The 23,419-nt window shown below is 60.6% G+C and carries 15 protein-coding genes; 6 read left to right on the forward strand and 9 right to left on the reverse strand.

All coding sequences use genetic code 11. The annotated features are described in order from the left end of the window. Positions 1-103 precede the first annotated feature (103 nt). The gene (locus tag R3E82_15880; protein MEZ5552364.1) at positions 104-544 is read left to right on the forward strand and encodes a (deoxy)nucleoside triphosphate pyrophosphohydrolase; all 441 of its coding nucleotides are present in this window, start codon (positions 104-106) and stop codon (positions 542-544) included. On the opposite strand, the gene R3E82_15885 is transcribed toward R3E82_15880, so the two are convergent. The 6 genes from R3E82_15885 to R3E82_15910 all read right to left on the reverse strand — a co-directional run bounded on the left by R3E82_15885 (position 480) and on the right by R3E82_15910 (position 11,065). After that, positions 480-4,016 carry a DUF3427 domain-containing protein gene (locus tag R3E82_15885; GenBank protein MEZ5552365.1) on the reverse strand — a complete coding sequence of 1,179 codons (3,537 nt, stop codon included), beginning with the start codon at positions 4,014-4,016 and terminating at the stop codon, positions 480-482. The two genes, R3E82_15880 and R3E82_15885, sit on opposite strands and share 65 nt — an antisense overlap. Positions 4,017-4,193: 177 nt before the next feature. After that, positions 4,194-4,610, reverse strand: a complete 417-nt coding sequence (locus R3E82_15890; protein ID MEZ5552366.1) for an OB-fold domain-containing protein — start codon at positions 4,608-4,610, stop codon at positions 4,194-4,196. Positions 4,611-4,628: 18 nt separating this feature from the next. After that, a complete protein-coding gene (locus R3E82_15895; GenBank protein ID MEZ5552367.1) occupies positions 4,629-5,879 on the reverse strand; it encodes a hypothetical protein in 1,251 nt (416 codons plus the stop codon). Between the two features lie 139 nt (positions 5,880-6,018). Next, positions 6,019-8,265 carry an NADP-dependent isocitrate dehydrogenase gene (locus tag R3E82_15900; GenBank protein MEZ5552368.1) on the reverse strand — a complete coding sequence of 749 codons (2,247 nt, stop codon included), beginning with the start codon at positions 8,263-8,265 and terminating at the stop codon, positions 6,019-6,021. 407 nt (positions 8,266-8,672) lie between these two features. Continuing rightward, complete coding sequence (locus R3E82_15905; GenBank protein MEZ5552369.1) at positions 8,673-8,972, reverse strand: hypothetical protein; 300 nt, start codon at positions 8,970-8,972, stop codon at positions 8,673-8,675. Between the two features lie 23 nt (positions 8,973-8,995). Beyond that, a complete protein-coding gene (locus tag R3E82_15910) occupies positions 8,996-11,065 on the reverse strand; it encodes a hypothetical protein (GenBank protein ID MEZ5552370.1) in 2,070 nt (689 codons plus the stop codon). Between the two features lie 198 nt (positions 11,066-11,263). Here R3E82_15910 and R3E82_15915 point away from each other — a divergent pair, with 198 nt between their 5' ends. Both R3E82_15915 and R3E82_15920 read left to right on the forward strand, forming a co-directional pair. After that, positions 11,264-11,803 carry an ECF-type sigma factor gene (locus tag R3E82_15915; GenBank protein MEZ5552371.1) on the forward strand — a complete coding sequence of 180 codons (540 nt, stop codon included), beginning with the start codon at positions 11,264-11,266 and terminating at the stop codon, positions 11,801-11,803. Positions 11,804-11,808: 5 nt separating this feature from the next. After that, entirely contained in the window at positions 11,809-14,457 is a 2,649-nt protein-coding gene (locus tag R3E82_15920) for a serine/threonine-protein kinase (protein ID MEZ5552372.1), read from the forward strand. Between the two features lie 21 nt (positions 14,458-14,478). Here the strand turns inward: R3E82_15920 and R3E82_15925 are convergent, their stop codons facing one another. Then, on the reverse strand, positions 14,479-14,973 hold the full coding sequence (locus R3E82_15925; GenBank protein ID MEZ5552373.1) for a cytochrome c: 495 nt from the start codon (positions 14,971-14,973) through the stop codon (positions 14,479-14,481). A gap of 272 nt (positions 14,974-15,245) precedes the next feature. Here R3E82_15925 and R3E82_15930 point away from each other — a divergent pair, with 272 nt between their 5' ends. Next, positions 15,246-17,873: a hypothetical protein gene (locus R3E82_15930; GenBank protein MEZ5552374.1), complete on the forward strand. Its 2,628-nt coding sequence runs from the start codon at positions 15,246-15,248 to the stop codon at positions 17,871-17,873. A 105-nt stretch (positions 17,874-17,978) separates the two neighbouring features. Here R3E82_15930 and R3E82_15935 read toward each other — a convergent pair whose 3' ends face one another. Then, complete coding sequence (locus tag R3E82_15935; protein ID MEZ5552375.1) at positions 17,979-18,386, reverse strand: hypothetical protein; 408 nt, start codon at positions 18,384-18,386, stop codon at positions 17,979-17,981. 71 nt (positions 18,387-18,457) lie between these two features. Next, the gene (locus R3E82_15940) at positions 18,458-19,429 is read right to left on the reverse strand and encodes a universal stress protein (GenBank protein MEZ5552376.1); all 972 of its coding nucleotides are present in this window, start codon (positions 19,427-19,429) and stop codon (positions 18,458-18,460) included. 180 nt (positions 19,430-19,609) lie between these two features. Between R3E82_15940 and ppsA the strand changes: the two genes are divergently transcribed. Both ppsA and R3E82_15950 read left to right on the forward strand, forming a co-directional pair. Continuing rightward, on the forward strand, positions 19,610-22,039 hold the full coding sequence (gene ppsA, locus R3E82_15945; protein MEZ5552377.1) for a phosphoenolpyruvate synthase: 2,430 nt from the start codon (positions 19,610-19,612) through the stop codon (positions 22,037-22,039). Further along, complete coding sequence (locus tag R3E82_15950) at positions 22,011-23,405, forward strand: hypothetical protein (protein MEZ5552378.1); 1,395 nt, start codon at positions 22,011-22,013, stop codon at positions 23,403-23,405. The genes ppsA and R3E82_15950 overlap by 29 nt, the downstream gene beginning before the upstream one ends. Positions 23,406-23,419 lie beyond the last annotated feature (14 nt).

A 23,419-nucleotide genomic window follows, 5' to 3' on the forward strand; every position in this document is an offset into this window, starting at 1 on the left:
CTGGCCAGTCGGTGGCCGGGCGGGTTCTGCACGCCCGCTGAGCATCTCTTAACGAATCCCGAAGCCTGGCGCTCCCCGGCCTGTGTTTCCGTATGATGACGGCATGATTAATGTTGTCTGCGCGATTATCGAAAGGGACGGAAAGATCCTCGTTGCGAAGCGGCCTTCGGACAAGTCAATGGGGGGCAAATGGGAACTTCCAGGAGGGAAGATCGAACCCGGGGAAGATCCGCAGGCCGCAATCGCGCGCGAGATCCGTGAGGAACTCGGATGCGGATTGGCCGTTCTCGCTGAACTTGCACCACACGAACATCAGTACGCGGATTTCGCGATCCGTCTGATACCCCTGCTATGCCGAACGACCGATGGCGATCCCAAACCGCTCGAACACGAGGAGATCCTCTGGGCAGGCCGAGAGGAGCTGATGAGGCTGGACTGGGCGGAGGCGGATATTCCGGTTGTGATGGCGTACCTGGATTCTATTCCTGGAATCTCCGAAGCATTGACTGTGACAGGGGGTTATTCAGACGCCAGCGGACGGTGATCGGCTGATTTCCCTCCCAGTCGATGAACTGCAGATCACCACAGTAGATGAAAGGTGCAGCAGTCCCCCGCGGGGTCTTTGTTTCCCGTCGGACAAAGAGATGAACTTTTGTGCCGTCGCTTCCATGATTTTGAATAGCCTTCCCAGCAGGAGAGCCCTGCTTCGTGCGATTCTGACTCACCCATTGAAAGGTATCAGTTGAGAGAAATTTATCTTCGTATTTGAACTTCTCGCTCATTGCCTTTTTGTTCAACGAGACGAGTAGAAATAGATGCCCATCAACACGCACAAACCCCTGGTTCCACCTTGAGCGGGAGAAACCCAATTCCCAGAGCGCCGGAATCTCTGCCCGCATGTACTCCCGCCCGACCTCCGCAACACTCTCATCGCGACGCTCTAAAATCAGGCGATACGTGCCGTCACTGAGACTGAAGCGGACGAAATGATTCGTTCCCGGCTGCCCAGCATCCTCCCCAAAGTAGCGTCGTAGAATCTCTGGAAGGACATTGCCTTCGGTACCTGGCGCTCGCATCACGTTGACGGCAATCTTGACGAAATTGGCCTCCAACCTATCGTCGTCCACATCGACAGGAGTCCAACCTTCCGGAATGCCTGGGGTCTCCGCTCGATCAGGGAGGAAAATGATTGGCCTGCCCCCTGAGTGACTAACCTTGCAGAGAATACTGAGCGCACGCGAACTCCCTGAAGAACGGTCTAAGTACTGCGCCATCCGCCAATCGCAGAGCTCTCGAGTCATTTCCTGATGTGCCATCGCCAGATCGTCGTCCGACCCAATTAGAGACTGAAACTCTCCGTTCTCGAACTTGAAGTACGACTGACCCCCTGTTCCTCGCCCTTCGACCCAAGCATTGATTGGGTTGTTCTCGAGCAATCGCCGCATTTGGATTGCATTTGTGAGTGATTCGCCAAACTCCTCCTTCAGCGTAGAAACCCTTGAGGCGAGTTGAGTTACGGCGCGCACCAGCACATCGATCGGAATAGCGTCTGGATACTTCTCCGCCGCGATCATTGCGAGCAACGTGACCATCTTGAAGCTCTTGGTCATCGGCGTGGTTTCTAGATGTTCGTAAAAGTCCCGACTCTCTTCGAATGCCTGGCGCTGTTCCTGATCCAGGTCTCCTTGGGCGTTGACAAAACCTAACCAAGATCCAAATGTAGTTCTGAGCCGTTTGGGGTCGTATCCTTCATGATAGGCCTCAGCGGCAGAGGGTCGTCGTCCGTGAATTTCCCGGAAACTCTCATACCAGTAATTGATTTGATCCGCGGTTGCTGTTGGCTGAGCCAGCGTCTTTAAAATTTCGATCGCCTGCAGTTCGTACTCCACCGAGCACCCCAGCGGCAGTTCCAGAGTGCCCGCCTCAAGGCGCTGCAATGCCAGACGTATCTCGCCTGGTGTACGCGTATTTGAAAACAAGATCATCGGGACCTGAAGGAAGGACCGATGATTACCAACATAATCGATCACCTTCAGGTGATCCTTGCCTTCAGCTTTTCGCAGCCCTCGTCCGAACTGCTGCAACCAAAGGATCTTGGATTCTGTAGGCCGAAGCATGAGGACGGTGTCGATGGTCGGAACATCAACGCCTTCATTAAACATGTCCACCGCGAAGACGATCTCTAGATCTCCCGACTCGAGTTTCTTCAGAGATTGCGTTCGCGGAGCTGAAGTCTCGCCAGAATGTACCGCAACGCATCGTGCGCCTCTTTCCGCGAAAAAGGTCGCCATAAAGTCCGCATGTCCCCTAGAAACACAGAAGGCAAGCGTCTTCTGATTCGCGTGTTTTCGCCACTGATCATAGGCGTTTTGAGCTCGCTTCTCCGTTGCGACAGCGTGCTCCAATGCTTCTGGATCAAATCGACCGCTTCTCCAGGGGATGTTCGCAAAATCGATATCATCGGGTACACCCACATATCGAAACGGAGACAGCAAGCTTCGGTTGATACCCGCTACCAGGTCGCAGCGAAACACTAGATTCTCTCCGCAAAGTGAGAGCAAATCGCCTCCGTCCGATCGTTCTGGGGTGGCTGTCAGGGCTAACAGGAAGTCGGGCTCGAAATGATCGATGAGCCTGCGGTAAGTTGCCGCGGCCGCATGGTGGAATTCGTCAATAACGATGTAGTCGAAGGAGTTCGCGCCGAACTGCTGTAAATGCTCCCTTCGCCCAAGCGTCTGCACAGACGCAAACAAGACATCAGCCTGGCGATCGCGACGGCCACCAGCGTAAACACCAAGCGCTGCTGTGGGCCTGATTCGGCGAAAGGTGTTGAGCGCCTGCTCAAGGATTTCCTCGCGATGAGCAACGAATAGTACACGTTCGTACGACGCGCTATCGAAGGCGGACAACCAAGTCTTTCCCAGCCCCGTAGCGAGCACTACAAGGCCAGCGTTATTACCGGCGCGCCGGGTGGAATCCAGAGCTTCTAGCGCTTCTTTCTGGGTCCCGTGGGGCTCGACCGGCGGCGCAATCGGTTCTTCATCGAGATCCAATCCAGCCTCTATCATCGGGCGCGACGGCCGACGCTTACCGTACTCGGCTACCCAATCGGCATTGAGCTCGATCGTGTTTTGATGCGCAAATAGTGCTTCGAACTCCGATTCAATCTGAAGAATGACTCTGTCTGCAGGATCCGCGCTGATGCGCTGGTTCCACTCGATTCCGCTCAGCAATGCATGCTTCGTTAGATTGGAGCTTCCTACATAGGCGGTAGAGCGGTAGCTGTCGTAAACAACGTATGCTTTGGGATGAAACCCCAATGGTTTCGTGACGAACACACGAGCATTGATGCGGCCAGGGTACTCCTCTGTCCAGTCGAGTATCTGATAGAGTGCACGAGGTTCCGTGACATCCAAATAGTCACCCGTGAGTAGCCGTATTCTCCCCTCGCGGAATAGCAAATCCTCTAGATAGGGTTTTAACTCTGCCAAGCCGGCTTCAGTTATGAATGCGACCGCAAGGTCGAAGCGGATGGCGCGTTCGAGGTCGTGTTGGAGTGCGTTCAGAAATGGCAGCTTGCCTGTTCCAGATACGGATCTCTCAGCCACATACTCGGCTTCCGCGTCTCGAACGCTTGCTGCTGTAAGGTAGTTCGCTCGACTTGGGAAGACGTGGCGAATACCACCCCTAGGGTCCCCAACGTCACCTGTGCGACGAGGTATCACGTGCACATGCAGGTGATCGATGGTTTGCCCCGCCGCCTCGCCGATATTCACACCGATGTTGAAACCATCAACCGGCATGTGATGCTTAATGATTGAATCTCTAGCTACCTCAATTCCCTTCTGGAGCGCCGCATGCTCTTCAGGGATCGCATCGAACCAGCTCGAAATATGCCGCCGGGTGACTACGAGCGCGTGGCCAGTTGAAACCGGGTACAGATCCCACACGCACAGTACCGATTCATCTTCGTAGAAAACTCGGCCTCGATCGAAGCTACAGAAAGGACAACTCAATTTGTGCTCACCTAGTGAAGTACATCACTGCTACACCAACACGGAAGCAGCAACGACAATTCCTCGATTTCTAAATCCTAATCTACGGGTATCTCCAAACCTCCCCTTGCCCCACCCCCTCATCCACCCCCCACAACGGCACCGCAATCCCCTCCCCAATCTCCCTGAACACCACCTTCACCCGCGTCCCGATCCCCACCTGCTCCACCAGTTCCGGCGGCGCCAGCTCCCCGTCCGCCGTCGCCAGGTTTCCCTGCAGCCTGAGCCCATCAACTTCCCCGGCGCTCCCTTCTGCTCATCCAGCTCTACCAGCAGCAGCATGTACGGCGTGTATGCCTTGAACACCGGCTGGATCGCATGATGCACCTCGCCATAGGAATACACGGTGCCGCGGCCGGAGACGGGCACCCATTCGGATTCGCCATGGGCGCAGAACGGACACGCCGTGGTGGGCGGGCAGCGCATGAGGTGGCATTTCGTGCAGCGCTGCAGGCGCAGCTCGTGCCTGCCGCACCAGCCGAAAAAGGCGTGGTGCTCCTGGTCGAGTTCGTCCACGTGCACCCGCATGCCGAGATATTCACCAGTCAGTGCCATGTCAGCCTCCCCTCGCCATCACCCTCTTGCCATTACCAGGGCCGAGCCGATGCCCGGCGTGCCCCAGCCCATGTTGGCCGAGAGTTCCACATCCTTGACCTGGCGGCAGCCGCCTTCGCGGTAGTCGTAGGTATGGGCACGTCTGCCGTCCGCGCCGATGGGGCAGCTGTCGTCCGCGTCGTGGCGCAGCTGGCGGACGTTTTCGATCACCATGTTGATGCCGTGGGTATAGCCCTCGCAGAGGTGGCCGCCGCTGGTGTTGTTGGGCCGTGCGCCGCCTAAGCGCATGACGCCGGAGCTCACATAGTCGCCGCCGTCACCCTTCTTACAGAAACCGTAGTCTTCGAGCTGCAGCATGGTGGTGAAGGTGAACGCGTCGTAGGAGCCGGTCACCTGGATGTCTTCGGGGCCCACGCCCGCATTCGGCCAGAGGATCTCCTTCGCGTAGTGCCCGGCCACGGTGGAGATGGGGCCGGACTGGTAGTGCATGTCGGCCCGGGGTTTGCAGCAGCGGCCGACCACGGACTGGATCACCGCGGGTGTGTGCCGGCAGTCCTTCGCGCGATCCAGGCGGGTGACCACGAGGGCGGTGCCGTTGTCGGTCTCCACACAGCAGTCGAGCAGATGCAGGGGTTTGACGATCATGCGGCTGCCGAGCACATCGTCCACACTCACCCGCTTCTGGTAATAGGCCTTCGGGTTGTTCGAGGCGTGTTCGGAATGAATCACCTTCACATGGGCCACCTGCGCAGGTGTGGTGCCGTAGTCGTACATATGCCGCATGAAGGACTGGCAGAACATCTGCCCGGCGCTGGTGAGCCCATTGCCGGCGGTGAGCAGCGCTGGTCCGGACAGCGCACTACCACCCGCGCGGCCGGTACCGCCGATGCGCACCTGGCTGTAGCCGTTCATGGCCCGGTAAATGACGACCGTGTTGCACATGCCCGCCTCGATCACCCCCATGGCGATACCGATCAGGGCTTCGATGCTCGAGCCGCCGCCGTAGACGTCCATGTGGAAGTTGAGGCGGATGCCGAGATCGCCGGCGATGAAGGTGGAGGGGGTGGAATCGTTGTAGCTGTAGGAGAGCATGCCGTCCACGTCCGCCATGGTCAGCCCGGCATCCTCCACCGCGGCGCGCACCGCCCGGGTGCCCAGCGCCCGGGTGGTGCAGTCGTTACCCCGGGTGTAGCCCGTCTCGCCCACCCCGACGATGGCGTATTTGCCCCGCAGGTACTTCGGCGACGTGGCGTCGGTGTCCTGGTTCATGTGCTCCCCCTGACTGTGAATCCCGAGGAGACAATGTACGGGACTCTATCAGGGGGTGGTAGCGTTCTGCGGCACTCAGCTCCGGCTGGTTGACCTGCAGCGGTTGCCCGCAGGCGAGGCCAACCCGCAGTGCGCCGGTCTACTTCGCCAGAATGCTGTTCAACGTTTTACTTGGACACATGGCTGCAGCCGCTTTTTTCACGTCCGGATGATAGTAACCCCCGATATCTACAGGACCACCCTGGATCTCGACGAGTTCTTTGATGATCCGCTCTTCGTTCTCCGCCAGCGCTTTGGCCAGCGGCGCAAACTGTTCCTTCAATGCCGGATCCTCATTCTGCGCGGCCAGAGCTTCGGCCCAGTACATGCCAAGATAGTAATGGCTCGCGCGATTGTCAGGCTCACCCGTTTTGCGCGACGGCGATTTGTTGTTCTCGAGCAGTTTACCGGTTGCCGTATCCAGCGCATCGGCGAGAACCTGCGCACGCTTGTTATTGGCTTTGGCCGCAATATCTTCCAGTGAAACGGTGAGCGCCAGAAACTCTCCCAGTGAATCCCAGCGCAGATGGTTTTCCGCGTTGAACTGCTGGACGTGTTTTGGCGCCGAGCCACCGGCGCCAGTCTCGTAGAGACCACCACCCGCCATCAGCGGCACGATGGAGTACATCTTGGCGCTGGTGCCCAGTTCCATGATCGGGAACAGATCGGTCAGGTAGTCCCGCAGCACGTTGCCTGTGGCGGATATGGTGTCCTCGCCATGCCGAACCCGCTCGAGCGTGTGTCGAATGGCCAGATCCAGCGACATGATCTGGATATCGAGGCCGCTGGTGTCGTGTTCCTGCAGATATTTTTCGACCTTTTTGATCATTTCCGCATCATGGCCGCGCTGATCGGGATGCCCGCGATGTTTGTTCAGCCAGAACACAACCGGAATACCGGATTGTCGGCTGCGATTAACCGCCAGCTTGACCCAGTCCCGGATCGCCGCATCCTTGGTCTGACACATGCGCCAGATGTCTCCTTTTTCGACGCCCGCATGTTCGATGAGCACTCGACCGGATTCATCGATCACTCGCACGGTACCGCCGGCAGGCAACTCGAAGGTCTTGTCGTGCGAACCGTACTCTTCCGCCTTCTGCGCCATCAGACCAACGTTCTGAACCGTGCCCATGGTGGTGGGATCAAAGGCGTCGTGGTGTTTGCAGAAGTTGATCACTTCGAGATAGATGGTTGCGTAACAGGAATCCGGAATGATCGCCTTGGTGTCACGCAGGTTACCGTCTGCACTCCACATCTTGCCACCCACCCGGATCATCGCCGGCATGGAGGCATCGACAATGATGTCGCTGGGCACATGCAGATTGGTAATACCTTTATCCGAATCGACCATCGCGAGTCCTGGACGGCTTTCGTGACAGCGGCGCAGATCCGCTTCGATTTCATTACGCAGCGAAAAAGACAACTGACTCACTTTTTCCAGCACACTGGCCAGTCCAAGATTGGGATTGACACCGAGTTCTTTGAAGGTTGCGCGATGTTTGTCGAACGCTTCCTGGTAGTAGACTTCAACCGCATGTCCAAAGATGATCGGATCTGAGATCTTCATCATCGTGGCTTTCAGATGCAATGATGCAAGCAGCCCCGCCCTTCTGGCGCCGTTAAATTCCTCATCGAGAAACTCACGCAGAGCGGCGACATTCATATAGCTGCCGTCAATCACTTCCCCATCGTCAACCGGAACTGCATCGCGGAGCACCCTGACAGAACCATCGTCCTGCACCAGCTCGATCCTGAGCTTTCCACCTTTGTCGACTGTGACGGACTTTTCGCTGTGATAGAAATCACCATGACGCATATGCGCGACGTGGGTACTGGACGCCTGACTCCATTTGTCCATCGAATGGGGGTGTTTACGGGCGAACTCTTTCACTGATTCCGGAGCGCGGCGATCGGAATTGCCTTCGCGCAACACCGGGTTGACCGAACTGCCGAGCACGTGGGCATAACGCCTGTTGATGGCTTTCTCTGCTTCGTTCGACGGTTCTTCCGGGTAGTCCGGAATCCTGTAGCCCTGGGATTGCAGTTCCGCGATCGCCTCGATCAGCTGCGGTACCGATGCGCTGATATTGGGCAGCTTGATAATGTTGGCGCCTTCTTCCCTGGTCAGCTCGCCCAGCTCCGCAAGGGCGTCCGGGACACGCTGCTCCGGTGTCAGATCATCCGGAAAGGTCGCCAGAATGCGGGCTGCGAGCGAGATGTCGCTCAGCTCAACTTCCACATCAGCCGCCTCGGTGTATTTTTTGATGAACGGCAGCAATGAATAGGTGGCAAGTGCGGGGGCTTCGTCAGTAAGGGTGTAGACGATTTTCAGTTTTCTGCTTGTCATTTTTTTCCTGACTCAAGTAGGTTTTACATCTGGTGGGGGCTCACCAGCCCGGAATTTGCGGCACATTATACGTGCTATCGCCCCGGCATCCCGGCTGTCGCGGATGAGTTCTGCGTCTATTTCGAGCGGCGGCAGCGCCTCGATGTCATGGGAGCACAGGGTAATCTTTCCCTCGCGATGCGGCCTTATGGCCTCTGCCCCTGCCATGGGTTCATCGCGCAACCTGCGCTAATCTTTCGTAGCTTTCATGGCCTGCAGGGCTTTCGTCCGCTCGCCACCAGCGCCGCGCGGCGGGCATTCTGCAAAGCCTGCTTCCCAGGACTCGCGGGGTTGTCGACGGAATATACGCAGATCGCGTATATATTCAATCCAGTGCTTCCGCGTAGTGAATAAGCCGCGGACTGCTGTCAGAGCGGGCTGCACACCATGGTTTCACCGAGCAGACTGGCTTCGAGGTTGCCACCGTTCCGGGTGAACACCACCGCCTGACCGTTCTGGGCCGTGAGAATCACCCGGTCACCATCCATGCGATAGCTGGCGGGTGTTTCCATGCCGACGAAGGTGATGTATGCCGTGCCGCCGTCCTGAAAATCCAGCTTGTCGTAGAGGCACTCCTCGCCGCCGTACTCGCCGGACACGCCGCCGCAGCCGGCGATAAACAGCGCCGGTGCGAGGGCTGCGAAAGGCCACAAATTCCTGTCAGTCATCTTGTCCTCCCTGGGCGGTGAATTCAGCGGACGAGGGTCATTTCGAAGCTCGGCTTCATTCGCCGGTTCGTGCTGATCTGGCCGAAACTGCCGATCAGCAGAATGTTGTTGTCCGGTTCCACGAAAGCCCACCAGTCCATCGAGCGATCCGCAAGATTGGCCTGGGCCATTTTGAACGTGCCGTGAAAACTGCCCAGATCCTCGCTCAGACTGCCGATGAAGTTGGTGCCGGGGCGCAGCGAAAAGGTCCGCGACATTTCCGGATTGGCACCAGTCAGCTGGCCGCTCGCGGCGTCGAGCTTGAATTCAAACACCGACGCCTGCTCATGGCGCATTGTCGTCACCCAGGCATGGAATTTCGCTCCAGTGGTAAGTGCATTGCGGATCGTTTCAGCCTGTCGTCGCTTCCAGGCGTCTGTCATGGGCTCCAGATCGATCGTGCCCATTCTGGTGCCGCTGCCCACGAGATGGCTTTCCGCGTTGCCGGGTTCCGCAACGCGCAGCGACCATGCCTGACCCTGCAGCTGTCGCTCAACGTGGTTCAGCGCCAGGATACCGCTGATCTGGGAACCGATCTCCATCCTGCCGTTGCTCAACTGCAGCGCAGGTCCCGTAGGCGCCTCGGCGATCAGACCCGTCATCGCAACGCTCAGATCGATCGATGGATAGCGTGCTGCGACGTTGAACGTATCGCCGCTCGGCGTCACAGTGAGAACCACAAACGGCTGCGGCACACCCCAGGACTCATTCAGTATCGAAGCGCGGCCGATGTACTGCGCACCCGGAGGGATTGCGCGCAGTGCAGCGCGCTGCGCTTCGGCCCGGCGTTCGCGCTCTGCGCTGTCGATCGCCTCGGTGATCGACAGCGACGTCTGCCAGCCGTTCTGCTGGCCGCTCGGAAACCACGCGCCGGCGAACTCCCCGGATGTGGCATTCGCCAGCGTCAGCTGATATTGGCGATAGAAGCCCTTGATCACGAGCGTCGCCACTTCACCGAATACCACCACCTCGGCAGTAATCTGTTCTTCCTGCGGCGCGCGGTTCTCATAGCGCAGCATGCCCTGGCCCGCGAAGGCGCCAGTTGCGGCATCGCGAACCAGCACAAAGTGGTCTTCGGTCGCCTGGGTGGGCATCTGTGCGCCGCTGCGACCTTCGATCACCACGTAGTCTTTGAGCGCGGCCAGGAGCGGCGCACGCAGCGCTTCGATGCGCGCCTTTTCGGCATCGAAGCGGCCGACGATGTCGCGATGCAGACCCGCGTCGCGGCGGATCTCGAGCTCGAAGCTCTGCCCGCCGTAATTGACATTGGCGACCAGCCGTGGCGCATCGACGTCGCCGGAGGAATCGAAGGTGATCTGACCACCGCCGCGCGCCTGGCTCGGCGGCGGATCGAGCTGTTCGCCGAAACGGATGCGCACGGCGGGCACGCTGCCGTCGCGCTCTGTGGGTTCAATCGCGGTGGAGATCGCATCAAGGTGGGGCGGCTTGTCGTCATACCAGCCCCGGCCGGTGCCGCTGGGGACCAGGTCGAGGGCGATCGCCGCCGGTGCATTCGGGGCCGGCGTGCTCGGCACCATAACCAGATCGTCGCGATCAAGGTACTTGATCAGGGCCTTGTAACGGCGCTCGTAATCCTCGGCGTCGAGGCGCGCCTGCTCCTCCATACCCTGTTCGATAGTCTGCCCGCGCGGCAGCCGGCGGAAGCGCTGGGAGTTGGTCTGGGACAGCATCATCGCACCCGAAAGCTCCATCTGATCGCCGGCAATTTTCACCCCATAGACCTGGGTCTGACCGTTCGGTGTCATCAGCGACAGACGTCCGCCCTCGAGAATGCTGTAGCTGTACATGACGCCGCCGCCGTAGCCGGTCAGCGCGGCCGTGAACGGCGTCGCCAGCACCTTGCCGTCCTCCATGAACTCGAAGCCGACGAAATCGCCCTCGCTGGCGCCAAGCCAGGTGCCTTCGAGCTGGCTGGCCCGGCCGACCTCGCGCCCCTCGAGGGGTCCGCTGTCGGTCGACTCGCTGCTGCCACTGCCGCAGCCCGTCAGCACGAGTACGGCGATGGTGGTCACGGCTATCACTGAAGCTTTCACGTCGGTTTCCCCCTGAAATTGCTGCGACTGCAGAGCGGGCCGCTCCGTCGTGCACGGTCATACCGCGCAGCGTCCGGTATTCCTCCTCCGCGATCCGGGTGTACCATCGATCCAGGCCCGACGGGCTGTCCCCGCCAGAACCCGTCGATCACAACCGGCCTTCAACCCACAGTGCGCAAAGGCAGGTGAAAAACTGTCATGGGGAGAGAAAAAAACTCCGATCGTCGCAATCTCGATGATCTGTTCAGCGCCACCTACGAGGAGCTGCGCCGGCTCGCCCTCGCCGTTCGTCGCGACGAACGTTCCCAGACCCTGAACCCGACCGCCCTGGTCAACGAAGCCTGGCTCAAACTCGCCCGGTCCCCGGATTTCGCGATCGAATCGCCGCTGCACTTCAAGCGCATTGCCGCCCGGGCGATGCGCCAGCTGCTGGTCGAAGCTGCGCGACGCCGGCTGGCGACAAAACGCGGCGGCGACGATGGCGTGCAGTGGGTGACCTTCGACGAACTGACGCACCTCAATGCCGTTTCTGAGCGTGAACTCGTTGCCCTCGATGCGGCCCTTGATGAACTCGCCCAGGCCGAGCCGCGCCAGGCCGAGATGATCGAATGCCGCTTCTTCGGCGGCCAGAGCGTGACCGAAGCGGCCGAATCGCTGGGGGTGTCCGAAGCCACCCTCGCCCGCGACTGGCGCACGGCCCGGGCCTGGCTGGCTCAGGCCCTGCAGGCGGCTGACTGACAGGGATGGACGCGGAACGCTGGCAGCTGATCGAGCGCCTGTTCCGCGAAGCGCTCACTCTGGCTGACGCCGACGCGCAGCGGCGCTTTCTGTCCGACGCCTGCGACGGCGACGAGGAACTGACAGCCCAGATCCTTGGCATGCTCGAGGCGGACCGCGGCGCCGATTCACTACTCGATCGCAGCGTCGGCGAGGTAGCCAGCGCGATGCTCGGCAACGGTGCGCCGCCACCCGGCACATCTATCGGTCGCTACAGCATCCGACGCGTGCTCGGTGAAGGCGGCATGGGCATCGTCTGTCTTGGCGAACGCAGCGATCTCGGCAGCGTCGTCGCGATCAAGTTGCTGCGCGATGCCTGGCTCTCACCGGCACGACGCGAGCGCTTCCGCAGCGAACAGCGCGTGCTCGCACAACTCAATCACCCCGGCATCGCACGCCTTTATGACGCCGACACCCTCCCCGACGGCACACCCTGGTTTGCGATGGAGTACATTGAGGGTCTGCCGCTCACCGCCTGGTGCGTAAAGCACGATCTTTCTGTCGAGGGGCGCCTGCAGCTGTTCCGTCAGGCCTGCGAAGCCGTGCGTTACGCGCACGCCCATGCGGTCATTCACCGCGACATCAAACCCTCGAACGTACTTGTCAATGCGGACGGCAACGCAAAGCTGCTCGATTTCGGTATCGCCAGACAGCTGGACGCACTTGACGGCGCGAGTGATCAGACACGCACCATGACCCGACTGATGACACCGGCTTATGCCGCACCCGAGCAGCTGCGCGGTGAGGAGCTCGGAGTGCAGGCCGACGTTTATTCACTCGGTGTGGTGCTGTACGAACTCCTCACCGGACAACTGCCTTTCGATCTCAAGGAACTTTCCCCACTCGAGGCCATTAGCGCCGTAACCGGCACTACACCGGTGAAGCCTTCCGTTCGCGGCGCGCATTCCGGAAAACCCGATGTGCCCGGTCGCGCTGCCTGGACCGACCTCGATGTGCTGTGTCTGACCGCGCTGCACGCCGACCGGGCACGGCGCTACAGCTCGGTAGAGGCACTGATCCGCGACGTCGACCACTATCTGCACTCGAAGCCGCTCGACGCGCAGCCCGACCACCTCGGCTATCGCACCGGCAAGTTCCTGCGGCGGCACTGGCCGGTGGTAGCGGTCACGGCGGCCGCCCTGATCGTCGCGCTCGGCTTGACCACGGTGTTCACTTTGCGTCTCACGGCCGCGCGCGATACCGCCCGGGCCGAGGCAGCGCGTACCGAACGCGTGCAGCGCTTCATGACCAATCTCTTTCAGGGTGGAGAGGCTCTCGCCGGCCCGCGCGACGACATGCGCGTGGTGGAGATGCTCGAGCGCGGCGCCCGCGACGCGGAAACCCTGGCCTCCGATCCACCCATGCAGGCGGAGCTGCTGTTCAACCTCGCCGGCATCTATCAGCAGCTGGGCCGGCTCGATGAAGCCGACCGGCTCTACGCGCGATCGCTCGAACTTCGTGAGAAGGCATTCGGCCCGCACAGTTCGGAGGTCGCCGCGACCCTCGTCGCCACCGGCTCGCTGCGCATCGATCAGGCGCGCCTCGACGACGCCGAGCCGCTGATCCGGAAAGGTCTTGCTGTCGCCGAGCAGCTGCGACCGGCAGATCATCCTCAAATCGTCACCGCAAACCTCTCCCTTGGCCGGGTGCTGCGTGAACGCGGCGAGTACGAAGCGGCGATCGCCGTGCTGACTCAGACGGTCGAGCGGCAGTCGGCCAGTGGTACCGCCGACCTGGACCGGGCACTCACGCTGACTGCACTGGCCGACGCTCACTATGCCGCCGGGCACTACAGAGAAAGCGAGACCCTGTACCGCGATATCCTCGCGCTGCATCGCGCGAACGTCGGTAACGTGCATCCGCTGGTTGCCGGCGACCTGACGAGCCTCGCCGCGATCGAACAGGATCTGGGTTTCTACGAACGGGCGGAAGCGCTTGCCCGGGAGGCGCTCGCCATCAACGAAGCCTACTATGGCGCAGACAGTCCACTCACTGCAGACAACCTCACCTCACTGGGCCGCGCGCTCCTCTATGAAGCGAAGTACGATGAGGCTGTCGGCGCGCTCGAGCGCGCGTTGCGTGTGCAGGAAGCCGCCTTCGGTCCCATGCATCCCCTCGTCGCCGAAGCGGTGAACGAGCTCGGCAATGTGCTGGCGATGCAGGACCGTTACACCGAGGCCGCGGAATACTTCGAACGGGCAGCCGGTATCTATCGCAGCGTGCATGGGGAGCGGCACTATCTCGTTGCCATCACTCTCTCCAACGTCGCCTACATGCACACCCAGCAGGGCGACTACGCGGAGGCAGAGCGGCGTTTCCGCCACGTTGTCGAGCTCTTTACCGAGACGCTCGGTGCCGACAACGTCAATACCGGCATTGCCCAGATCAAGCTCGGCCGGACGCTGCGGCTGGCCGGAGCCTATGCCGAGGCCGGGCAGCAGTCCCTGGCCGGCTACGAGATACTTGCGGCCCAGGCAAATCCTTCGATCAGCTTTCTGCGCGCCGCACGCGATGATCTCATCCTCGCCTACGATGCTCTGGGGCGGTCAGAAGAAGCGGCACGATTTCGTGCGGAACTTGCAGCACTCGAGCAGACCCGGGTGGCCGGCGAGTGATGCCCCGGCCGATCAGAGGCGTCAGTGCGCGTGCGCTGCTTCCGGGTCGCGAGCAAAGCCGGGAAATCGATTCGTCGCGTAGGCCGAGTGACAGCTCACACAGTTTTCGACCAGTCGTGAGTAATGATAAGTCACTAATTCCGCATCACCGGCTGCGGCCGCCTGACCGAGTTTTTCCGCCCGCGCGTGAAATGCTGCGTCGAGCAGCTTGAACCGTTCCGGAAGCTTCTGCTCGAGCTCCTCGGTCTGCAACCGGGTGAGAGACGCATTCATAATGTAGCTCTCATGCATCCGGTGGCTCGTCGCTTCAACGGCGGCCCAGTCTGCCGTTGTTATGGAATAGGCAACGCTCTGCAGACCACCCGCCAGTTCGCTCATCTCCGCACGCAGCAGGAGAGCCAGTTCCGGAGACAGGTCTATGCGCGATTCCGCGCTGTGTTCTTCCGCGATACTCATCACGGGTGCGAACATGGCCAGAACGATGGGAGCCAGGGTCAGCAGTGTTGTTCGGATCATTCAGCCATATTCCTTGTTGCGAATGCGGGTTATTGCGGGTGCGGGTTGCCAGATGCCCTTCAGCCGCGTACGTCCGCGAGCGTTGCACGATCCTGCGATTCCGGCCGCGTGTTGTAAAGTCCCGGGTAACCGCTGGTCAGGGCAAAAACGAAGGGCCGCGGGCAGGGACCCGCACGCAGACCGGTGTCGGATCAAGTTTGAGACTGGCGTCGATTGACAGCCGGGGCGCGCCGGCGTAGAAAAACTCCGCGAAAGAAACATCGAGGGCAGGGATGAGATCTCGAAACCGGGCTGCGAGGCGCGAACTGTCCACTCTGGTCTCCACCTGCATCCGCAAACTTCTGCTCACAGCCTGCCTGCTGATCACCGCCCCCTTTGCTGCCGCTGACACCCTCGATGATGTGCTCAAGGTCATGACCGCGGCAGGACTCGTGGATCCTGCGGTGGCAGACGCCCGGGAGATGATCGACTGCATCATCGATCACAACGGTGATACTACCGCCTGCTTCAACCTGCCTACCGAAGCGGAGAAGCAGGCGGGCAAGGCGGCCGCCACCTTCATGCCCGAGGATCCCAAGGTGCAGGGGGTGGTGAAGATGGTGCTGGCGGTGCAGGCGCAGCAGTGGGTAGAAGTCATCGAGATTGGCGGGCTCGATGTGATGTTTCCCCTGGCATGCACCTATTCCCTGAGCCCCAGCGGGCCGATCGGGCAGTGGATCTGCAGCGGTCCCTTCAAGGAGGTGATGAACGGTGTGGGCAAGCCGACGGTGAAAGCGGCATTCGGCATTCTGACCAGTAACGATGGGGCGGTCGAAAAAGTACTGCAGCTGATTCCACTGTTAGGGAACGTCGGCACCGCCTGTAAACTTGTGCCGGTGCCCGGGGTCGACGAACTCTGCGGATTCCTCGGCAAGATCATTGCGGAGATCGGCGGCATGTTCGTCGCGGCGGGTGAATTCGGTGCGAAGCTGATCGTCGAGGGCGCGGATGCTGCTGAGAAAATCCTGTTCGGCGACGACTCGCACATGCCCTATGACCAGTACTACGGTCTCTACTGGCTGCCCTGGCTGCACAAAGCGACGAATCTTTGTGTTTATGAAGACTGTCAGGGACAGAAGGAGTTCAACCGGCGGATCTGGGATGACTGTGTGGACTACTTCGACAGCCACAACCAGTACCGGTCGACGGCGGAAAAAACCTGCGACGACATGCGCAACAAGCGTTTCACCCCGTCGACGCGGGAACTGGCGAAAGCGATCCGCACCGGTGCGCGGGTTTATGTCAGAGAGCTGCAGGACGGCGCCCGGGCCTGGGCGATTACGGAATACGGGAAGAACAACAACTCGGGCATCCGCCAGCACTTTCTGAGTCTCTGTGAAACCGAACTCGAACAGGGCTACCCGCTGACCACGGGGAACCCGGCCATCTGCGCGCCGTACCAGAAACTCAACACACACTGGGCCATGGGCGGTCTCTATGATGCCTGCATGAATCAGGTCAAAGCGCAGCAGGTCAATCGCACGGCCTGGCGTGGTGCCTGCGAACAGGCGGAGCCTGAGTTCGTTGCACTGCTGCAGGCCGAGCAGCAGCGGCTGCAGGACAACATCGGGAGGCTGACGTCGGCAGGCTGTACGCCTCCCGCCGGGTGGACGGCGCAGCAGGGCCTGAAATTCGAGTGCGGAACCTATGGCGGCTATGACCAGTGTCGTGAAGTCATGTTCGTCGGCGGCAACAGCATCTGCAAAGTCAATCGGGCCAGCGCCGACGCCCATCGTGCGAAAGAAATCCACGCTTATCTCGGCGCAAAGCGCTGTACGCTGAAAGGCAACGAAGTGCTCTGCCACCGACCCTGGAAGAAGGTTCAGTGCGACGCACTGGTGAAGGCGACACCGCGGCTGCAGCCATCCATGACATCCATAACCTGCACTGAGGAGTCGAGCGAGTACTACAAGATTGCGTTCGCCAACAAAGCGCTGCTCGACAAGCTCAACGCACCCATCGCCCGGGGAGGCCAGAATCCCGGCTGCGAGATGCTCGAAGACAAGGCGAAGATCAGGTGCCTGAGAACAGACAATCTGCAGGAACGGATCGCGGCGAAAGCCGAATTCGTGCGCTCAGCCTGTGGCGCAGACCCGAATTACGATGGCGCGGATGAAAGCTGCTACATGATGCCTTTTGATCAGCGGAGTGCTCAGCAGCAGGCTGCGATGACGCCCCTGCAGAACAAGGCGCCGGCAGCAATCGCAATAATTGCGGAACCTGAAACGCCCGCAACACGTGCAACACCTGCAGTACCCGCGACACGTGCTGCACCTGCAACAGCCGCAACACGTGCAGTACCAGCAGTTCCCGCAATACCAGCAACGGAATGTGCCACGGGCCTCACTTACCTGGTGCCACAGCCCCCGGTCGTGGAGGCCTCGGTTGCTGCGCTCGCGGTCGGGGATCAGTTGCAGATCCGCTGCCGCTTTGTGCGGGAGTCGCGACGCGTCCGCTGGGAAGTCTGCGATGACAACACCCGGGAAGCGGCGCAACGGTTTCAGTCGCGGCTGATCAATCCGGACAGCCGTTTTTCCGGGATAGTGGCGGTGGATGGAGATACCCGCGGTGTGGACAGTTCACCGCTGGACCAGAGCGATTTCGAAACGGTGCAGCAATGGAAGTTCGACGAACCGGGCACCCACACGATTTCCTGCCGTATAGATAACCCCATGCGCTTTCACTTCGATGGTGCAGAAACCTATCTGGACGAGACCATCTCGGTGGAGGTGGTCGCACGCAGCGATGGCCGGACTTTCAGCCGCTTCGAGCCTCAGGCGGCTCGTCCAGTCCCCACAAGTCGCGCAGGCTCCGTCGGACTCGCACCTGGTGTGATCGTTGAGTCACCGCGGCGACGATGACTGGTTTCGAGCAGGAACGCCACATCCTGTGGCATCGAAGCTCAATGCAGACACTCCAACTGCGCCCGGCACCGCAGCTGTCGAACGCTGCAGCATAAGCCCCGCTCAACCCGCTTCATCCCCCCAGAATTTCCACCAGGGCTTCTTGCCGGCCTTGTCAGCCTTCTGCTCGGAGGTGCGGTACTGCTCCTGAATTTCCTTGCGTTCCTGCTGACGCTGCTGCATTTCCGCTGACGTGGCCTGGCCCTTGCCCGGCGCGTCCTCGCGGATCTGTCTGGCCTCCTCTTCCCGCTCCCGCACCCGTTTACCGGTTTCGGGATTGCTTTCCTCCACCTGCTCGCGTGTCCTGGTCTGTGTGCGGTCCATGGATCTGGTCGATTGTTCCGCCTTCTCCTTGCCGCCCTGATTGGCGCCCTGCTTACCGCCTCCAGTACCTCCAGGCGCCGCGTGACCCGCAGCGCCCAGGACCAATGCGATGAACGCAATTACAGCTAGTGGCCTTCTGAGTTTCATATTCCGACTCCTGATGGGTTTCGAATGCACCGCATGATCTCCCCAGGCAAAGGCGCGTGCCATCACGGCACTCACTCAGGTACGCTCCTGCGGCTTTTCGTGCGTTTCTTACCTGCGGCCATCAATTGCGGCCGTCGTCTCGATACGGTGGTTTTGAACTGCCTGGGTTTGACCACCAGCACATCGCAGGTCACAGCTTCGATCACCGCTTCGGCCGTACTGCCGATATGGAAGTGACTCAGTCCGCTGCGGGAGACCGCACCCATCACGAGCAGATCAGCCTTGAATTCCTCCGCCGCAGACACCAGAGCGGCCTCGGGATTACCGGAGTGTATCAGCCGGTCCGCTGCGGCGATCCGGTGGCGTTTCGCCAGGCGTTCAATCTCATCCGTAATCGCGGGTGCTGGTGCGATTGCTCGCGATCCGAGGAGTTTCTCCGCCGTGGTGTCAATGACATGAACCAGCCCACAGCGACCGTCGAACTGGTCCGCCACGGAGCCGGCCGCGCGCAGCAGCCGTACGTCGAGCGCCGAAGGTTTTGCGTGTGCGTGTGCAGGATCGATCGCAGTCAGGATGCGCAGTTTCTTCGCGATACGCTCATGCTTCACGAACCACACAGGACAGGGACATTCGCGAATCAGCTCCCAGTCCGAGTTGGCCATGAACCATCGCGCGATACGCGCGTGCCGACGGGATTCGGCAACGACGAGATCCGGTTTCTCAGCCAGCACATGACGGATAATGGCGTGGGCGGGCGGGAAGTCCCAGACCACCTCGCACCGAACACTGATGCCTTTCCTGCGCAGCGGCCTGGCCAGTTCCAGCAATCCCTCCCGATGCGCGGTGGTGGCGGATCGCAGAATGGCATCCGGATCAGAAATCTCTGAATCAGGCAATGTTGAAGGTAACGAGAATGCATGAAACAGAGTGAGCTCTGCGCCATTGCGCGCCGCCAGATTCGCCGCTTTGGTGATCGCGATCTGTCGGCGCTGGTGCGGATCGCGGACCGCCACCAGAATCGATTGCCAGTTTGCTGTCGTCATCGGTTCGTTCCCTGATCTGTCCAGCCGTCGTCCGAGCAATACGCTGATGCTCGTGCCCACTCGTTCATACGGTGGAATCAAAGCAATGATGGGCATCCACCACCCTCAGGAGCATCCCCTATTGAGCCCGCGCGCAGCGGTGGTAGTTTCGGATATCGAAAACGGTGGCAGGTGGCTGGCATGCACGCAGCGGATCCGGGTGAAAGGCGCTACGTTCAGTGGTTCAGGGACACCGGACACGCGGATCTGCCGCTGGTCGGCGGCAAGAATGCCTCTCTCGGGGAGATGTACCGCACACTCACCGACCAGGGGGTCCCGGTTCCCAACGGGTTCATTCTGACCACCCGGGCATACCGGGAGCTCATCGCTGAGCAATCCGTTGCAGAAGCTCTGAGGGAAACCCTCGAGGGGCTGGTGGTTGATGACCTGCGCAACCTCGCGCAGAAGGCAGAGCAGTGTCGACGGCTCATCTACGACGCACCCTTTCCCCAGGCCGCAGCGGAAGAGATCCTTGCCGCGCACGATGAACTGGTGAAAGAGTATGGCGCGGACCTGCGCGTTGCCGTACGCAGTTCCGCTACCGCGGAAGACCTCCCGGAGGCGAGTTTCGCGGGCCAGCACGACAGCTATCTCAACGTATCCGGTGGGCAGGCGCTTATCGAAGCCTGCCGTTCGTGTCTGGCCAGTGTCTTCACCGACCGGGCTATCCGTTACCGCCATGATCGGGGTTACGACCACCTGCAGGTCGCTCTGTCCGTAGGCGTGATGAAGATGGTGCGCGCCGATCTCTCCAGCAGCGGGGTCATCTTCACCATCGATACCGAATCCGGATTTCCGGATGTGGTGCTGGTCAATGCGGCCTACGGACTCGGTGAGAACATCGTGCAGGGTACCGTCGATCCCGATGAGTTCTACGTGCACAAACCGACCTTCCGCAAAGGGCACCGTTGTGTCCTGAGGCGGCGCCTGGGTGCAAAGCTGGTGCGCATGGTCTGCGGTCGCAGGCGCAGCGGCAGTGAAACCTGCAACCGCCCGACCTCGGCCGCGGAACGGCGGGTCTTTGCGCTGACAGATGAGGAAGTGCTGACGCTGACCGACTACGCGCTCGCAATCGAGGCGCACTTCACCGGACTTGCAGGCAGACCGGTGCCCATGGACATCGAATGGGCCAGAGACGGCATCGACGGCGGTCTGTACATCGTGCAGGCCCGTCCGGAAACAGTAGCCGCGCGGATGAATCCGAACGAACTGGTGCGGTACCGGCTGCAGAAAGACAGCGCAGATCCACTGCTTACCGGTCGGGCGGTGGGAAGCGGGATTGCCACAGGCGCGGTTCGCGTGGTCAGTAACAGCAGCGAGCTGACGGCGTTTCAGCCTGGTGAGATTCTGGTCGCCGACACCACGGCACCGGACTGGGGCACGGTGATCCGGCTGGCCTCAGCCATCGTCACCAACAAAGGCGGCCGCACCTGCCATGCCGCTATTGTTGCGCGGGAAGCGGGCATCCCGGCTGTGGTGGGTGCTGGCAACGCCACCGAGGCACTGCAGAGCGGGCAGGTGGTAACTGTGTCCTGCGCCGGCGGCGAGGTGGGCGCTGTGTATGACGGCGCGCTGGACTATGAGCGGGAAGTGACTGACCTCAGCGATCTGCCGCGGCCCGCTACCCGGATCATGGTGAACCTGGGCAATCCCGATCTGGCATTCCGCACCGCCATGCTGCCGAACGACGGGGTCGGGCTGGCGCGGCTGGAGTTCATCATCACCGAGTACGTGGGCGCTCACCCGATGGCCGCCGCACATCCGGAGCGCATCAGCGACAGAGCGGTACGCAGACTTCTGCAGAAACAGGCGGAGGATTTCGACTCCCCCGCGGACTATTTCGTTGCCCGTCTCGCCGAAGGGATCGCAACGATCGCGGCGGCCTTCTACCCGAAGCCGGTCATCGTCCGTCTGTCGGATTTTAAGGTCAACGAATACGCGGCACTTCTGGGCGGTACGGACTTCGAGATTGCCGAGGCGAACCCCATGCTCGGCTTCCGCGGCGCTGCACGATACGCCCATCCCGCCTACCGGGACGGATTCGAACTCGAGTGCCGGGCGCTGAAACGTGTCCGCGAGGAGATGGGGCTCGACAACGTGAAGATCATGGTGCCATTCTGCCGCCGTGTCGCGGAAGCACAGACCGTGCTGCAGCAGATGGCTGAATACGGACTGTGCCGGGGTGAGAACGGTCTCGAAGTATTCGTCATGTGTGAGATACCGAATAACGTGATCCTCATAGATGAATTCTCCAGGCACTTCGACGGCTTCTCTATCGGCTCGAACGATCTGACCCAGCTCACACTGGGTGTCGATCGCGATTCCGAGATCGTGGCCTTCGACTTCGATGAGCGGGATCCCGGGGTGATGAAGATGCTGGAACTTGCAGTAACCGGGGCGAAACGCAATGGGCGCCATTCCGGTATCTGCGGACAGGCACCTTCGGATTTTCCCGAGGTGGCGGAGTTCCTTGTGGGGCTTGGTATCGACTCTCTGAGCCTGAATCCCGACTCGGTGCTGGCTACGACACGGCTGGTGCTCGATGTCGAAAGTCGGATCCGGCGCGGTTGAGCCCAGTGCTGCACGGCGCTGCATGAGCGACACCGAGGAGCTGAAGTCCGGCCCCGCACGCGCTTCCAGCGCGGGACTTCCGGATGCTCCCGTCTATCTGGATCAGTCTCTGCGCGCGGCCGGAATAGATCCTGATCGACTGTCCATCAGCTACCTCGGCAAGCCCGGCGCAGCGCGACGCGCGGTGCATCTGTTCTGGGCGGCACGTCTCCTGCTGGGCCTGATCCTGTGGGCTGGTCTGTCTCTGGCGGGGGAAGCGGGTCTGCATCCGCCCGGCTGGGTGCACGCCGCCGCTGCGCTGGTGGTAGGGCTGCTCATACTGCAGGCAGCCTGTGATGCGCTGGTCACCGCATCGGAGCGGCTCGCAGCGAGACTGAACTGGGATCACTATGTTGCCGGGACCGTCGCTGAAATACTGGCCACCCTGCCGGAACTGGTTGTCATAGGATTTCTCGTTCCGGTCAGCCCGGTGACAGCATTCGTGGTCGCGTTGATCACCATCTACAACAACGCACTGGTTTTCAGCATCTACTCTTTTTTTCTGCCGAAGGATCAACGCGGCAGATATCTCATGCCTCTGCCGATCACCGGGGCAGGGTCTCAGCTCCTTGTTGCGGGTGGTGCGATCGGTCTGGTGCTCGGCCTGTCGATGATGGCGATGTCCTTCAGCGAACACCCCAAGAGTTCGTTCGCGCCAGCCGATCTGATCGCGATCGGTGCGTTGTTGATAGGCATATTCGCTGTGTATGTCCACAAGCTGATTGCGGACAGTGCCCTGGAGGAGGCGCAGATCAGCGATGCTCTGGCACTCACTGATGAGCAGATCGAGCTGCGCCGTTCACTGGTCTATCGCAGGGTGCATGAGAGCTCCTGGCCGCTTATCGGCGGATATCTCGTGCTGGGTGCGCTGGGTGCTGCCCTGGGTGGTGAGCAGCTGGCCGAGTTCGCGACCATAGCCATCCAGGATCTGCACCTGAATTTCATGGTTACGGCGCTGGTGCTTGCCGGTTTCGCCGGGATGAGCGAGTACGTGATTCTCTGGCAATCTCACCGTAAAGGTGAATACGGCATCGCCCTGGCCAATGGATTCGGCGGGATTACTCAGGTGATGTTCCTTGTCCTGCCGTTCACGATGATCGCAATTGGTGTATTTCAGGCATGGTTCAATCCTGCACATGCCGAGCTGCCGCTGCTTTTTTCGTTTTCAAACATGCTCCTGCTGCTCTTTCTGTTCCCGATGCTGTTTGTACTGATGGAGCTCCTCCGCGAGGATCACACTCTGGGCATTCTCGACACTACGATCATGGTGTCGATCTTCCTCCTGCTCATCGTTCTGCTGCTTGCACACGGAGTCGCAGAACCCTGATTGGTTGCGCGTGG

It is taken from the genome of Pseudomonadales bacterium (assembly GCA_041395945.1).
Taxonomy (GTDB): Bacteria; Pseudomonadota; Gammaproteobacteria; order Pseudomonadales; family Azotimanducaceae; genus SZUA-309.